At 61.6% G+C, this 14,807-nt stretch carries 10 protein-coding genes; 5 read left to right on the top strand and 5 right to left on the bottom strand.

The window, feature by feature from the left end; all coding sequences use genetic code 11:
• Positions 1-1,167: 1,167 nt before the first annotated feature.
• Positions 1,168-2,466: a hypothetical protein gene (locus tag ACTQZK_RS12525; protein ID WP_114567303.1), complete on the top strand. Its 1,299-nt coding sequence runs from the start codon at positions 1,168-1,170 to the stop codon at positions 2,464-2,466.
• Here ACTQZK_RS12525 and ACTQZK_RS12520 read toward each other — a convergent pair.
• The gene (locus ACTQZK_RS12520) at positions 2,420-3,325 is read right to left on the bottom strand and encodes a DMT family transporter (protein ID WP_441899717.1); all 906 of its coding nucleotides are present in this window, start codon (positions 3,323-3,325) and stop codon (positions 2,420-2,422) included. The genes ACTQZK_RS12525 and ACTQZK_RS12520 overlap by 47 nt on opposite strands.
• A gap of 306 nt (positions 3,326-3,631) precedes the next feature.
• Between ACTQZK_RS12520 and ACTQZK_RS12515 the strand changes: the two genes are divergently transcribed.
• Positions 3,632-4,816: a pyridoxal phosphate-dependent aminotransferase gene (locus ACTQZK_RS12515; protein ID WP_225749729.1), complete on the top strand. Its 1,185-nt coding sequence runs from the start codon at positions 3,632-3,634 to the stop codon at positions 4,814-4,816.
• Between the two features lie 161 nt (positions 4,817-4,977).
• On the opposite strand, the gene ACTQZK_RS12510 is transcribed toward ACTQZK_RS12515, so the two are convergent.
• The 3 genes from ACTQZK_RS12510 to ACTQZK_RS12500 are packed head-to-tail and all read right to left on the bottom strand — an operon-like array spanning position 4,978 to position 8,956.
• Entirely contained in the window at positions 4,978-6,048 is a 1,071-nt protein-coding gene (locus ACTQZK_RS12510) for a threonine aldolase family protein (RefSeq protein ID WP_418831460.1), read from the bottom strand.
• A gap of 58 nt (positions 6,049-6,106) precedes the next feature.
• Entirely contained in the window at positions 6,107-7,318 is a 1,212-nt protein-coding gene (locus ACTQZK_RS12505; RefSeq protein WP_428420957.1) for a 4Fe-4S binding protein, read from the bottom strand.
• A gap of 48 nt (positions 7,319-7,366) precedes the next feature.
• Positions 7,367-8,956: a response regulator transcription factor gene (locus ACTQZK_RS12500; RefSeq protein WP_441899716.1), complete on the bottom strand. Its 1,590-nt coding sequence runs from the start codon at positions 8,954-8,956 to the stop codon at positions 7,367-7,369.
• Between the two features lie 160 nt (positions 8,957-9,116).
• On the opposite strand from ACTQZK_RS12500, the gene ACTQZK_RS12495 reads away from it, so the two are divergent.
• Positions 9,117-9,731, top strand: coding sequence for an iron-sulfur cluster assembly scaffold protein (locus ACTQZK_RS12495; protein ID WP_225749733.1), 615 nt, complete (start codon positions 9,117-9,119; stop codon positions 9,729-9,731).
• Positions 9,728-10,765, top strand: coding sequence for a hypothetical protein (locus ACTQZK_RS12490; protein ID WP_441899715.1), 1,038 nt, complete (start codon positions 9,728-9,730; stop codon positions 10,763-10,765). Before ACTQZK_RS12495 ends, ACTQZK_RS12490 begins: the two co-directional genes overlap by 4 nt.
• Before the next feature lie 740 nt (positions 10,766-11,505).
• Here ACTQZK_RS12490 and ACTQZK_RS12485 read toward each other — a convergent pair.
• The gene (locus tag ACTQZK_RS12485; RefSeq protein ID WP_114567297.1) at positions 11,506-13,641 is read right to left on the bottom strand and encodes an aldehyde ferredoxin oxidoreductase; all 2,136 of its coding nucleotides are present in this window, start codon (positions 13,639-13,641) and stop codon (positions 11,506-11,508) included.
• 354 nt (positions 13,642-13,995) lie between these two features.
• Here ACTQZK_RS12485 and ACTQZK_RS12480 point away from each other — a divergent pair, with 354 nt between their 5' ends.
• On the top strand, positions 13,996-14,763 hold the full coding sequence (locus tag ACTQZK_RS12480; protein ID WP_114567296.1) for a 4Fe-4S binding protein: 768 nt from the start codon (positions 13,996-13,998) through the stop codon (positions 14,761-14,763).
• The last annotated feature ends 44 nt before the right edge of the window (positions 14,764-14,807 follow it).

Here is a 14,807-nt window from a genome sequence, read left to right as displayed (position 1 = left end):
TCCGGGGCGGGTCGGCCAGCAACCCCGCAGGGTCTGCTTCATCGTAATCCGCTTGCGGATCGAGCTGGAAAAGAAAAGACCCGGCAGAGCCAGGTCTAACTGTAATGGGGGCGCGTGCCTGGAACGCGCCCCGGGGCATGTGCGGAGCGCTTTCGAGGCGTGCCCCGAGGCATGCTCTCCCAAGCGTGCCCCGAGGCGTGCCTCCCCCCAAACGTGCCCCAAAATCGCGGCTCTGCGCTCCACGAAGGCTTCCGCGCGCGCATGATTTTGAGCACTTGCATCAAAAGAGCAGGTGGGAAAACTCTAGTGAACCAGTCTATTATTTAAGGTGCGTTTTAGAGAACGCAGGCCCGCGATTTCGTGCCAAGTGGAGGCGTGCCCGCTGCTAAATTGCCGCCGGCGCATGGTCGAGGGTCGCGTCGGTCGTCCGCCAGTTGACGCAGGCCATTAACGGGCGGTTTTCCGGGGTGGGTCGGCCTGCGCTCGGATGCGCGGCGCCCCCGCACGAACCCGCTCCCCCGCACGAACCCGCTCCCCCGCACGGATCCGCTCCCTGTGCAAACCCGCGTCCCGCGCGAACCCGCTCCCATATCCGCTTCGCACGCCCGCCGCTTGCCTGCGTTCGGCGGAATCGGTTTTGCAGCGAAAGCTTCTCGCTTGGTCAAATGCTGTTTGCTAGAGGGCCTTGCGCTTGAGGAGCGCCAAATCGGAATCAAGCGACATCAAGTTGACCGGGCGCGATTTGGGCATCCTTCTCGCAAGGCGCGCAAACCGGAATTCAACTTGCGAAAACCCCACTCTGATATTCGCCCAAGACGGCACGCGTTCTAGGTCGAACCTTTTCTCGGGTGCGGTCAAACGTATGTCAATGGGGTCCAACGGCGAAGAGACGTGCTGCCAAAAAGAACAGGACCCTGGCAAGGGTCCTGTTTAAAGGCGGGGCTTCTTGGAGCGCGGATTGTCGCGGATCCGCTCAGGCTGGAATTTATGAAAACAGCCCATACAAGGAGGTGCCAACGGCAACGAATGGGTGTTTCCAACGTTCCCGCCTTGCATATACTATAGTTCCTTGGCTACTGATTATCAATATATAAAAAATTGATACTTACTATATTGATAATTGATAGTATAGTTGCTTCAAGTTGATAGCAACCGGATGGAGGCGGCATGGGACGATGTGCGACCGAGGATATCGTAGAGCTTATGAACAACGAATGCTTCTATCGACTGCGCAGCGTTATCGACAGAGGGTTGCTGCTGTTCGAAGATCTCGATCAATACGAGCTCCCGGAGGGGTACACGAAAGACGAGATTTGGTTGATCTTGACTGCCATTCGAAAGCAGGTTGCCATATTCGTTCCCGACGATCCGTATCGCGAGGCCGATTGCTGGTTCATAACCACAAGCGCCATGGCCTTCGACTCGAAGATGTTGGAGATGCGTTGCATGGCGGGCTTTCCGCTGGACAAGGCGCTTGCGTCCTTGAAAGGATCTCCGTTTGTCACGCGCTACATCGAGCGCACGCTGGCTCGGGTTCTGGAAACGGAGGGCGCGCAGGTATCCGACGATCGGATACACGAGATATTCCTAGGCGGTCCGCTGCGCAGTGATCTTGACCGTGTGATCAGCAACTACTTTGAAGTGAGCAGCGACGCCGACCTGCTTGCCGAGCGCGATATCACGTACGGACTGGTCGAAACGCTGTACTATCGATTAACCGAAGGGGTCGACGTTCGCAACGTGCCGCGCAGGGGCGAAGTGTGCCCGCTCGACGAACGCATTGCGCCGCCCACCTCGGCAGCCGCGATCGACGCCGTATGCCGCCGCGCCCGGCTTGACGACGACGAGTTCCGGTTCGGTCCCGTGCTGCGCATAATCAACGTGTCCTGGTTCTTTTGGAACTTCGACGTGTTTCCCTGCCTGAACTCGCTGGTGGGCGTTTTGCTCAGGAACATCATGGCCATCAAGTGGGGCTATCCGGTGCTGAGCTGGCTTCCCGTGGGATACTACCCCTTCGGGGAGTTGAACACGCCGCGCATGAAAGCGCTGTTTACCAACTGGTCGGTCGATTACGGGTTCGGTTTCGATTTCACGTCCTATTTCTCCACGTACGTCAAGCTGTACTTAGCGGAGCTTGACAAACTGGAAGCGTCGGTCGAGCAGTTCCAGCGGCTTAGCGACCTGATCGGCCGCATGTTCGGCGCCGATTTGAATTACCGTCAGCGCTCCATTCTTGCGACCTTGTGCAAAGAACCCGACGCCCTGTTGCGCATCGGGCCTCATCAGCGTACGTTTCGTGTGGCGTATGCAACGGCTCGGGGCGATTTTCTGGAGCTTGAGCAGAAGCGGTACCTTGTACGGGAGCAGCGGGGACGAGCGTTCGTGTTCCAAGCATGCCCGGAGCTGCGTGAAAAGATCGTCAGCCTTGGCGAGGCGGCTTTCGAAGAGCCGGGGCAGCGCGGGTGATTGAGGGACGCGATTTGAGCCGAGCGCGTGCGAAGCTTTCGCTGAACAGCGCGCCTCCCAAGATGAGCGCACCGCCGACAACCTGGATGGGCGCGAGCGATTCGTGCAGCAAGGCGGCGGCTAGAATCACGGCAGAAAGCGGCTCGAGGTAGCCCAGCACCGCTACGGTTTGCGCGGAAACGCCGCCGAAAGAAGAAAAGTACAGGTAGCACCCGAGCCCTGTGTTGATCAAGCCCAACGTAAGAATCCAACCCCATTCATCGGGTGCTATGCGAAATCCCAGATCGCCTTTCCAAGCCATGAACAAAAGCACAAGAAAGAAGCTGGTCACCAGTTGAAGGGCGGAGCTTGCGACGCCGTCCACGCGGTCGGCTTTCTTGCTGAAGATCACCATGGCGGCGTGCATGATAGCCGACATCCATCCGCAGAACATGCCCCAAGCGGAACCGCCGCCGTCAAGCGTTTGCGCGTTCACCAAGACGGCTCCAACAAGCACGGTGCAGAATCCTACCACGTTGGAAAACGTAAGCCGTTCCTTGAAGAGAAACGGGGAAAGTATCATTACCATAATGGGAGCGCAGTAATAGGAGAGCGACGAGATTCCAACGCCTACCAGGCGATACGCCTCGTACAGAAAAATCCAGCTTGCACCCATGGCTACGCCTGACGCTGCCAGGTACACAAGGTCGGCTCCTTTGGGCAAGCAGGCGGGCAAGCGTCGGGCGGCAATCAGGACGCACACCATCAAAGCGCTCCCTATAAGGGTGCGCAGCAAAACGATGGCATCGCTTGGCAGCGTGATGTGGGCGGCAATGATGCCGTTCGAGCCGAATAGGATCAGCGAGGCGATGAGTTTCACGTACGAAGATTTCATACGCGTTAGTGTGACACGACTTCATCGGATGCGAAAGCGCGCATCGCTCGCAAGCGCGTTTCGGATTGCCGCCGGAACGGTCGGATTTGTTTCAGGGCTGGTTTGGTTGCGGAAGCGAAAGCGGCGCTGTTGGAGGAAGGCTGCTTTTCGAGCGTGCGTGCAGTGCAGCCGGTTTGCACGTGAAGCTCCGCGCATCGATGACCTGCCGTTTGCGTGCGAAGACGCCTCGCGCGCATGACGTTGTGCTACTCTTGTCCGAAAACAATGCGAGACAAGGGAAGTGATGACGTCATGGTGAACGAGAGGATGTACGGGCTGGGGAACGAGCCGTCGGCGATTCGCGAGCTGTTCGCGTACGGGCTGGTGCGCAAGGCTGAAATCGGCGCCGACAACGTGTTCGACTTCAGCATTGGAAACCCGAGCGTCCCCGCGCCCGACGCGGTGAAGCAGGCTGCGCTCGAACTGCTCGATCAGCCAGCCGTGTCGCTTCATGGCTACTCGCCTGCCGCCGGCGTGCCCGAGGTGCGCGCCACCATCGCCGAGAGCATCCGCCGCCGCTTCGACGTGCCCGCTTCGGCTGAGCACATTTACATGACCGTGGGCGCGGCGGCCTCCATCGCCATATCCCTGTCGGCCGTCACGCAGCCGGGTGACGAGGTTATCGTGATCAGCCCCTTCTTCCCGGAATACAAGGTGTGGATCGAAACGGCTGGCTGCGCGTGCGTAGAGGTTCCCGCGCACGTGCCCGATTTTCAGCTTGACATCGATGCCTTGGCGGCGGCCATCGGCCCCAAGACCAGCGCCGTTATCATCAACACGCCGAACAACCCCGTGGGCGCCGTGTACTCGCGCGCGAACCTGGAGGCGCTTGCGAAGCTCCTGACCGAGAAAGAGGCTGAACTGGGTCGCGAGCTGTTCCTGATCAGCGACGAGCCCTACCGCGAAATCGTCTACGAGGGCATCGAGGTCCCCTACGTGCCGTCTTTGTACGCGCGCACCATCGTGTGCTATTCGTACTCGAAGTCGCTTTCGCTTCCGGGCGAGCGCATCGGGTACGTGTTCGTGTCCGACGCCATGGACGACGCGGACCGCGTGTTCGCCGCCGTGGCCGGGGCGGGTCGCGCGCTCGGCTACATTTGCGCTCCGGTGCTGTTCCAGCGCGTGATTGCCGCATGCGTGGACCAGCCGAGCGACGTGGAGGCGTATGCCGAGAACCGCAAGCTTCTGACCGACGGCCTGAGCGCGCTGGGGTACGAATACGTGGAGCCGCAGGGCGCGTTCTACCTGTGGGTGCGCGCGCTGGAAGACGATGCGCAGGCGTTCAGCGATCGCGCCAAGGAGCACGAGCTGCTGATCGTGCCGTCCGACAGCTTCGGCGTGGGCGGCTGGGTGCGCATCAGCTATTGCATCGCGCGCGAAACCATCGTGAACAGCATGCCGGCGTTCAAGGCGCTCATGGAGTCGTATCACGGCTAGGACCTGTCGTGCAGCTTGGTGAAGCTTCGGCTTGCCGGGTTTTTCGATGCTGGCGAATGCCGTCGTGTTCCGTTGGCATCGAAGCGCAGCGGCGCTTGTTTCGTCTTCCGATCTTCAGGGGGCGCTCCGGGGCGAGGATTCGTCTCGGAGCGCCCCCCTTCTTACAGCAGTTCCAGCAGCTGGTCTACGGCTTCGGGCCTGGTTGCCCAGCTGGTTGCGAAGCGAACGACGGTGCGACCGTCGGGCGTGCGCTCCCAGAATCCGAACGAGACGTCGCGTGCCAGGCGATCGCGCGTGGCGTCGTCGAGGATTACGAACTGCTGGTTCGTGGGTGAATCGATGGCTAGCTGGTAGCCCTTGCTGCGGAATCCTTGGGCGATGCGCTGCGCCAGATCGACGGCGTGGCGCCCCATCGCTTCGTAGCGAAGCTCGTCCTTGTCCTCCTCGAAGAGCGTAGCGAACTGAATGCCCAGCACGCGCCCCTTCGCCAGCAGGGCCCCGCGCTTCTTGACCAGCGTGAAGAAGCGCTCGTCCAGCGGATGCCCGAACGCGGCCAGGTTCTCCTGGGATGCCGGGCGCGAGAACACGACGGCTTCTCCGAACAGCGCTCCCACCTTGGTCCCGCCGATGTAGAACGCGTCGCACAGGCGCGCGATATCGCGCAGGGTGACGTCCGATCCAACGGCGGCCAGCCCGTAGCCAAGGCGCGCGCCGTCCAAGAACAGGCGCATGCCGAAGTCGTGGCACACGGCGGCAAGGTCTTCCAGCTCGGGCAAGGCGTACACCGTGCCGTACTCGGTGGGGTGCGATACGTACACCACGCCCGGCGCTACCATGTGCTCGTGGTTGGCGTCGTTCCAGTACGTCTCGCACAGGTTGCGCACGTCGTTGGCATGCAGCTTGCCGTTATGGTGCGGCAGCGCGAGCACCTTGTGGCCGCAGGCTTCCACGGCGCCTGCTTCATGCGTGTGGATGTGTCCGGTGTCGGCCGAGATCACGCCTTCCCAGGGGCGCAGCAGCTGGTCGAGCGCCACTGCGTTCGTCTGCGTGCCCCCAACCAGGAAGTGCACCGATGCTTCGGGTGCGTTGCAAGCGGTTCGCACCAGGTCGCGCGCCGCTGCGCAGTAGTCGTCGGTGCCGTAGCCGGGCGTTTGGTCGAGGTTGGTGGCTGCAAGACGTTCGAGGATGGCCGGGTGAGCCCCCTCCATGTAATCGCTGTCGAAGTGAAGCATGGCGTGCGTTCGGGTCCTTTCTTGCTGGGAGAGCGCACGGCTTTGCCCGTTCCGCAGTTCAGCGGCGACTTGGCAGTACGCGTCTTTTCGGGACGATGATCCGATGCGGCTCGAGCGCGAACAGCTCGGTTGCCGTTAGGGTTTCCTCGCATGATAGCGCACCGTAGCGGCAAGTTTCGGCGCAGACCCCGCAATCGCGGCAAAGGGGAGCGTCGAATTCGAGCACCGTGCCGCCGCCCGCCGCCTTGCCGGCCTTGCGCAGCGCGCCGGTGGGGCAGAACTGGGCGCACAGCGTGCATCCCGAGCAGTGGTCGACGTCGATGCTCAAGCGCGGTGCAAGGCTGCGCGGCACAACGGGGTTGTTGGCGGGCAGCCCGAAGCCGTGCAGGTCGTCGAGCAACTGCCAACGTCGGCGATCGGGTTCGGGGTCCGTTGCGGCGCGGTGCGGGTTGACCAGCGATTTTACAGGGGTTGGCAGCGCTTCGGCTGCCGCATCTGCCAACGTCGAGCGCGCCTGCGAAAGCAGATCGCGCCGCGAAAGCTGCCCGGCGGGGCTCTGTGCGTCCGCCAGGCTTTCGGCTTCCTCGCATGCGCATGTTGTTAGATCGATGCCCCAGATATGGGCGATGCGCTGGGCGTCCAGGGCGGCCTGGGGAAGCCGCGTCACGGCCTGACGATGTTCGCAGGAGGCGCAAGGAGCGCTCAGGAGGAAAACGCGCTGTGCGCCAGCGCATGCAGCATGCAGGATGAGTGCAGCGTCCACCCAGGCCAAGCAAGGAAGAATCAGGGTGCGTTCGACGTCGAGCCCCAGGTTCTCTGCGCCGCGCACGCAGGCGAATCCCATCGTTGCGGGGTTTGGGGCGAACGGCGGATCGTCCGCTTCGCCGTATTCGCACGCTGCACGCTGCTCTGCTTGGGCTTGCTCTCGGGCGGCGGATCCCGCCGCTGCGCACGCTGCGAGCAGCGTGTCGTCATCGTGCGGGGAGATTGCGATCAGCGCATCAACGGGGCAGGCAGTCACGCACGCTCCGCAGTACGCACAGCTTTGCAGATCGATGCGCGGGCCGGAAGCGGCGTCTTTGCCGATGGATTCGTATTCCCTGGCGCCGCAGGTTCCCGCTTCTACGCGTGCTGCTCCCGTGGAGCAAGCGTCAGCGCAGGTCGTGCAACTGGCGTGCAGGTCGCGCTCGGAAAGGCAGCGTCCGCTCGTCAGCACCGCCAGTGGCGGCCGGTCGACAATCCGCTGCGCAACATCTATAACGTTCGGCATGGCGCGTCCCCCTTGTTTGCGCGGTTTCGCAACGCCGTTGCACGGGCGCTACGACGTGTAGTGCTGCATGTAGTCCAAAATCTCCTGACGAGAGTGCAGGCCCGTCTTCGCGTAGATGCGCTTGATATGCGCATGCGTTGTGCCGGGGCTGATGAAGAGCTCTTCGGCAACGCGCTTTTGCGTGAATCCTAGCGCGTACAGGGCCAGTACCTCCACCTCTCGTTCGGAGAGCATGAACTGCCTACCTATCTCTTCGGCGTTGTGCTGCATGGACGCTTGGCGCATGTCGGCAAGCGTTTCGTGCTCGTCGAGGCCCATGATCTTCGACAGCACGCTTTGCTGCTTCTCTTTCCGCTTGTCTTCCTTCTCGTTTTCCAGTTGGGCAACGCTTAAGAACTGCGTGAGGACCACCTGGGTTGACAGCACGATGGCCGTTCCCATGACGGCGCACATGAGCATGTCGTTGGCGGACAGCTCGTAGAACTCGATCAGGGCCACGCGCGTGACGGCGCGGCACCCCCAGCACACCATCCAGCCTGCGATGGCGTAGTAGTACGGGTCGCGCCAACCGCAGCTCATGAACGCGATGATGATGTACCAGCTGAATGCCACCATGAGCGCATTGAGTGTGGTGGTGAAGATGGCGCCGATGTCCAGCGCATCCGGAAACGCCGCATAGCAGATCAGCGCCAGGCATGCCAGCAGTTCCATCAGCACGAAAATCCCCACGGTCATGATGCGCTGATGCCGCTTCGCAACCAGGAAAACGATAGTGCCGCTGATGCCTACGACTACCAGGAATTCGATGAACCGCGTAACGGGCGTAAACGATATGGGCTGGCCGTTGGGGTATCCGCGCAGCATGCCGTCGACTACGGCCAGGCACCCGACGCCGATAGCGGTAGCTATGAGGAATCGCTTGCTGGTCAGCATGCTCTTTGCAAATCCGAAGTAGTCGCTAGGAAGCGTAATGGAGCGGATGTCGTGAGCAAGCGCCTGCTTGCGTGCCCAGCGGATGCAGGGGTATTGCGCTAGAGCGAGGGCGCACGCCACCAGGTTTCCCAGGGCGATGGGCATGAGCGTGCACAGATAGATTTCAATTTCGCTGAGGATGAGCGCGGCGAACACGTACACGGCGGCCGTGATGGTTGCCGCCCCGCGCGCTCGCAGCAGCCAGTAGAAAATGGCCCCCGACGACGCAAGGGTGCACAAGGTGCTCATGGCGAAATGAGCTTCCCAGCTTTGCACTCCGAACATTTCGAACGCGCCCAGAGCTGCAAGGCCAACGGCTTCGAAGAAGATGCAGACGTGCACGAGCGCGTTGGTAAACGACTTCTTTACCCTTCGCTTCGTAATGGCGATGTACAAGAAGAACACGCCCAGGAAAGCAAGCGCCACCAGCATGGCTCCGTCGGTGAGCATGCCCGCATCGGTGCTGGTGTAGCTTCCGTAGCTTGCTACGATCAGGCCGGCGCGACCGAATGCCAAGCCCACGATCGAGGGCAGCAAAGGCGAGAATTTCCGAAATTCATTGCGAGCGGCGTCTTCCTGCTCGCCTTCGAGCGGTGCCGGGGCGAACAGCGACACCTCGTCATGCTGATCAGCTTCTCCTGCAGCATCGTGCAACCGATCGTCCAACCGTGCCCTCCCCCGAAGCGATCCGTTGATATTCCTGATAACAAGGCCTTTCTTGCAAATTATCCCCAAAGAGGGTACGGAAGCCTTGCGTCGAGGCTCATCATAGCACAGTGTTCTATTCAGGTTTGTAACGGGTGCTTGAGGCTAAGGAGGCGGGGTCGTGGGAGATACGAGAGACGTATACCTCGAGCCGAACGAGCGGGCGGTTATCCGCACCGCCGATGTGTACCAGACGATTATCGACGACGGGGTGTCGGGGTATTCCGATACCCTGCTTGCCGTGGTGGCGAACTTCAGCAACGGCGGCGCGCCCGAGGGTTTCAACGCGCAGAGCATGGTGGGGAAGTCCAAGCGCGGCGAGGTCGCGTTGAGGCTGTTCGCTGTGGTCGATCCGGCAACGGGAACGCTTGCGCGCGTAGGGTTCAAGACGCGCGGCTGCCTTGCCATGACGGCGTGCGCGAGCGTGGTCTGCTCTATGATCGAAGGGAAGACCTTTGACGAAGCGCTTGCCGTGTCTGCCGAGGACGTGAAGGAAGCGCTCGACGGCGTTCCGTGGGACAAGGCTCATACGCCGGTGTTCGCCGTGGAGGGCGTGCGCGCTTTGGTCGGCGACTGGCTCATCCGCCAGGGGGCGACGCTGGATCGGCTGAATCGCGAACTGCCATGCGACGAATATTCGGTCACATGCATGCTGTGCGAGCACTGCTCGCTGCGCGATTCGCGCATTGACTTGCAGGTGAGCGAGGCATTGGCGAAAGCGGGCGTGAGGGCATGAGCGAGGTGCAGGATACGCTGTCGGCGGGTGCCGATTTTCAGGATGCGCCCTGCGATTGTGAAGCGGCTGAAGAAGTTGTCGATCAAGAAGCGGTTGCGTTGGAACTTGCCGAGCGCAATGCGCTTGCGGCCGTGTTTGACGACGTGCGAGAGCAGTCGTCCGACAGCCAGTTGGTCGAACCGACGCGCTGGGTTGACCTGGAGTTGGTTCCTGCCCATATGACGGCGGACGAATTCGAGATGTTCGTGTACGAGTACCTTGAAGACCAGCAAGCTGCTGCTCAGGAGCAGGCGAGCGAGGACGAACCTGCCGTTGTGTATCGAAGCGCCACGCGCGCAGTGGGGGTTCCTCCTGCGATTGTGGCGCCCGCGCCTGTCGAGGAGCCGGACGGCGCCGCTTCCGTGGATTGCGCCTGTTTGCCGGCGTTGGATGACGCCGTGCTCGAGGTTGTCGATGCCGGCAATCTCGAGGTTGTTGATGCTGCCGTCGATCTGGACGAAGCGGCTGCTTCGGAGCCTTCTGTGCAAGACGATCGCAGCCCCTTCGCCAATTTGAACATTCCCGCAGGTTATCGGCTGGTCGAGCTTGAAGGGGAGTGGGTTTTGGTTCCGACCGACGAAGACCCGGAGCCCGTCGAGCGCGTGGTCGATTGTACCGGGATCGTGGCTTTGGTGGGAGCGCGCAGCTACTATCTGTACGACAGCGGCCGCATGACCGACACGTTTGCGCACTGGGCGTTTTTGGCGGCCGAGGACAACAACGTGGTGACGTTCGTGGATTGCGTTCGCGAGGAATCCCGCGTCTACCCGCGTCCGCTGCCTGCATCGAGCTTGAAGAGCCCGCCGTTTCGGTTGACTGACGAGGAGATTGACCGAGCATGGGACGAGGTGCGCGAATCGGGCCTCTATCCCGATGTTCAGCAGACGCGCGCATCGAACGGCGACGTGTACTACTTCTCGACCGAGTACCTTACGCCCACATACGCGGGCTCTCTTGCCGAGTGGGCTTCCGTCGAGCGCTACATGAACGTGTAGCTCGCTTTGCGGGCCGGGCCGGCGGCGATGCGCCGTTGCCCCCGCGTCTGCCGCCGACGTGAACCCGGCTGCGCGCGGCTCGGGGCGGGCCGCGGAGCCTTGCGCAGCCGGGCTCACGTCGGCCCCTTCTCATGGCCTTGCGCACGAAAAACCGCCATCGCTGGCAGGTTCTTGCGGTTTGGGGTCGTCGGAAGACTCCTTGCTTTTGGCGGTAATAGAGCGATCTCGCGTTACGCCAGGTCAAAAATCTATAGAAAATTGCTAGGTGTTCGGATGCCTCTCATCGCACTTCGACAACGACCTCAAACCGTCAAAACCTGCCAGCAAACGCGGTTTTTCGTGCGCAACGGGGCGAAGGGGGGCGCGGGGCTTGCGGATGCGTGCCCCATGCGGGATGCGGGCCCCGTGCGGGATGCGATCCCCCCGCAGCAGCGTGGGCGCAAATCGGGGCCTGTGGCAAAAACGGAGAACCTCGAGGGCGCCCGCACGAACGGCGCGCCGGTAAAAGGCGTGGTCACATTTGAAGTGCGGATGAAAAGCGGCTTCATTCGGTTTTGCGGGCGTTCGGGATTGTCTCAGCCCCCCTCGCGCCCAACTTTTCCACCGCCCCTCATCTGCCATTCCCGCTACCCTGTTACACAGCGAGGCCCCGGAGCAATTCCGGGGCCTCGTGCTTGGAGGGAGGGGGAGAGGGGTACGGGCATCTGGCTTGCGCCAAGGTGCCCGTATGCGAAATGGCGTTACGGCAGCAAGTTCAAGCCGGCAAGTTCTTCCTTGACGTCGGCCATGCCGTAGTAGTCCAGGCAATCCTTCGTCGGGCAGCCCAGCTTTTCGTCCCAGCCGAACTTAGCGTACGTCATTTCGAGCGCCTTGTTCCAGTCGTCGCGATCCATTTTGTCGGTGCCTTCGGTGAAGGGCTGCTTGTCGGGATCCTTGGTGAACACCCACTCGGTGATGACGTCGTGGACGTTGCGCATGTCGTTGCAGCCTATCGTGCCGTCGGGGTCCATCATGCCGCGCACCGTTGCGGCACGCTGCAGCGTCATGATGCGCGCGCCCGCTTTGTACAGGTCATCCGTGGACACCTGCTCGCCGGTGACGGCGGTGAAGAACTTGGCTTCCAGATCCAGGTCGCCGCGGTAATCGCGCGTCTTCGAGGGGCTCATGGACATGGGCCACACCCAGTTGCACAGCGTAAGCGAGTCGTGCAGCACGTCGGTCACGATGCTCCACCAAGCGAAGTTCGCCTTGTGCTCGTTCATGGGGGTGTAGTTCTTGTCGGCGTCGATGGCGTCCTCGCCGCCCCAGATCTCGGCAGCTATCTGCTTCTTTAGGTCGAAGGGCAAGCCGCAGCCCTGGAAGTTGACGGCGGAGTGGATCATGTCGTCGCGGTTGAACATCATGTTGTACACGCCGCCCACCTGGCCGAAGCATTCGATGGCGTGGTGCACGGGCCAGCCGCGGTAGTTGATCAGCGCGGAAGCCGGCTTGTCGAACCATCCCATGTCGTCCCAGCGCTTGCACCACACGATGGGGCCGTGCGCGATGTAGGACATCTCGTTGTCGCCCTTGGCAATGTGCTGCAGCACCTTCACCATCAAGCTGGGATCGTTGCTCTTGAGGCCCTCCCAGTCGAACAACGCGTATTCCTCGGGCGGCAGCACGCGCTCGAAGATGCCGGTCGCGTAGCAGTGCGCGATGTCGCGGTACAGCTGCGCGTAGTTGCACCACAAGCCCAGGTCGTCGACCGTAGAGCCCATAGCCTGGTTCCAAATTACAAAATCCTCGGAGCCGTTTTCAACGGTGGTCTTGTCTCCCAAAATCTTGATCATGTACAGGAACGGGAAGTTCGGCACGCAGGTGTTGCCCGTGATCTCGAAGCCGCCGTTGTCCTTGCTGCCGGGTACGCGCAGGTCCGAGTAACAGTGGATGGGGCAGCTGTGGCAGCCGTTCATCTTGATGGTGTACTTCTCGGCTTCAGGGCCGTCGTCCTTTACGGACTTCATGCAGCGGTAGCCCACCGTGTTCAATTCGCCGGGCTTGGGCTCGCCGGTTTCGATGGGGCCGCCTTCGGCCTGCGCCCAGTACAGACCCTTGCGCGCCGTCCAGCGGGAGCCCTTGTCGTAGTACTCGGCCCATTCCTGCTGCGTGGAGGGAACCACGTGGTTGTTGTTCGATCCCACGATATCGCGCAGCATGTAGTCGGACAGCTCCGCTACCGTTTGCGGGTCGGCTACGTTCACGCTGCCGTTGCCTTCGACCACCAGAGCCTTGATCTTCTTCGATCCCATGATGGTGCCCACGCCGGCGCCTGCCGAGTGGTTGCGCGAGTTCATGAGGCATGCGTACGGAACCAGGTTCTCGCCGGCGGGGCCGATGGTGGCCACGCATGCGCTCATGCCCTCGATGCGGTTCAGCGTTTCGGTGGTGGCGCGGGTTCCCATGCCCCAGATGAAGCTGGCGTCCTTGATTTCCACCTGGTCGTCTTTGATGTGCAGGTACACGGGCTTGCTGGAAGCGCCCTCAAGCACGATGGCGTCGTAGCCGGCCAGCTTGATCTTCGCGCCGATCATGCCGCCGCAGTGCGCATCGACCGGAAGGTGGTCGGTGGTGAAGGTGGACAAGAAGCTGATGGTGGTGCGGCCGGCCAAGGGCACGCCCGATGCCGTCAGGGGGCCAACGGCGAAGACGATCTTGGACTCGGGCGCCAAAGGATCGGTTCCTGCGGGAACTTCGTCGTAGATGATCTTGTTGGCAAGGCCCATGCCGCCGATGTAAGCCTTGTAGGGGTCGGTCGGTTGCGTCGTGATCGCGCCCGTGCTGAGGTCGACGCGGAGGATCTTACCGGCCCATCCGTACGATTTTTCGTCAGCCATGTTTGCATCTCCAAATTCTTGATAGTCGGCTCTTTGTTGTGTGAGAACCCAGGGGATGCGTGCGGAACACGGTGACAGAATTCGTCGCCGCCCAGTATGCCTTGCTCTTCTGAAGTGCGCGTACCCTGTTTGAGGGTATTTCGCAAAAATGCCCGATTAAAGCCAAAAGCACCTCAAAGAGGGTAGGGACGTTTGCGTAGGGTAGGCATACTGCAATTGTTGTGTGAACCAGGAAACGCAGAAATGCAAGGATAGCGCGGGACGGGCCTCCCTGGGCGCAAAGGAAAGCGCTCGCAGGGCGGCGAAACCACTGAAACGAGACTCACCATATATGTGAGGGGGGAGTATCAGGCTATGTCAGATACCAATCTGAACAACAACACCTCCGAGGAACAGCGCGCTCAGGCCAAGGAGCCCGCAGCGGCTGGATCCGCTGCGACGCCCGCCGCGTCCGAGGAGACTCCGAAGAAGAAAAACATCACGCGCCGCGACGTGCTGGCCATGGCCGGTTGCGGTGTAGCCGGCTTGGTGGTCGGTGGCGTGCTGGCTTCGTGGGGCGTGACGTCCGCCTCGATCGCCTCGGGGCGCATCGACATTCGCACGACGCCCACCAAGATGATCGTGACCGACCGTGCCCGCTGTTCGGGCTGCCAGCGTTGCGAGATGATGTGCACGCTGAAGAACGACGGTCGCGTGTGCCAGCACATTGCTCGCGTGCGTGTGTGGGAAAACTACAACTGGGGGGCCGGCCCCGACACCGGCGACGGCGTGTTCGGCGACGGCAACGGAGCTTGCGAGTTCACGGTGGAGCATTGCAAGCAGTGCGCCGACCCGCAGTGCATGAACTACTGCCCGGTTCACGCCATCTACTGCGACGAAGAAAGCGGCGCGCGCACGGTAGACGTCAAGAAGTGCATCGGATGCGGCATGTGCCACATGGCGTGCCCGTGGAACATGCCCGTGGTGGACTCCGAAACGGGCGTCTCGACGAAGTGCATTTCGTGCGGCCGCTGCGCCGAGCAGTGCCCCAATGGCGCCATCAAGTTCATCGACTGGGAAGACATTGCTCAGAAGGTCATCGATCAGGGCGTCGTGAGGACGGCGACCCTCGTGCAGGGATAACCCCGGTTCATCTGTTGTTGATGCGCGACAAGCGCATGATTCAA

The sequence above is a fragment of the Paraeggerthella sp. LCP19S3_G8 genome, from assembly GCF_052119225.1.
GTDB lineage: Bacteria > Actinomycetota > Coriobacteriia > Coriobacteriales > Eggerthellaceae > Paraeggerthella > Paraeggerthella hominis.
This window is presented reverse-complemented; position numbering and strand designations above follow the sequence as displayed.

Coding starts and splice junctions, on each gene's coding strand:
- ACTQZK_RS12525 (WP_114567303.1), top strand. CDS start 1,168: ATGGGACGATGTGCGACCGAGGATATCGTAGAGCTTATGAACAACGAA.
- ACTQZK_RS12515 (WP_225749729.1), top strand. CDS start 3,632: ATGGTGAACGAGAGGATGTACGGGCTGGGGAACGAGCCGTCGGCGATT.
- ACTQZK_RS12510 (WP_418831460.1), bottom strand. CDS start 6,048: ATGCTTCACTTCGACAGCGATTACATGGAGGGGGCTCACCCGGCCATC.
- ACTQZK_RS12505 (WP_428420957.1), bottom strand. CDS start 7,318: ATGCCGAACGTTATAGATGTTGCGCAGCGGATTGTCGACCGGCCGCCA.
- ACTQZK_RS12490 (WP_441899715.1), top strand. CDS start 9,728: ATGAGCGAGGTGCAGGATACGCTGTCGGCGGGTGCCGATTTTCAGGAT.
- ACTQZK_RS12485 (WP_114567297.1), bottom strand. CDS start 13,641: ATGGCTGACGAAAAATCGTACGGATGGGCCGGTAAGATCCTCCGCGTC.
- ACTQZK_RS12480 (WP_114567296.1), top strand. CDS start 13,996: ATGTCAGATACCAATCTGAACAACAACACCTCCGAGGAACAGCGCGCT.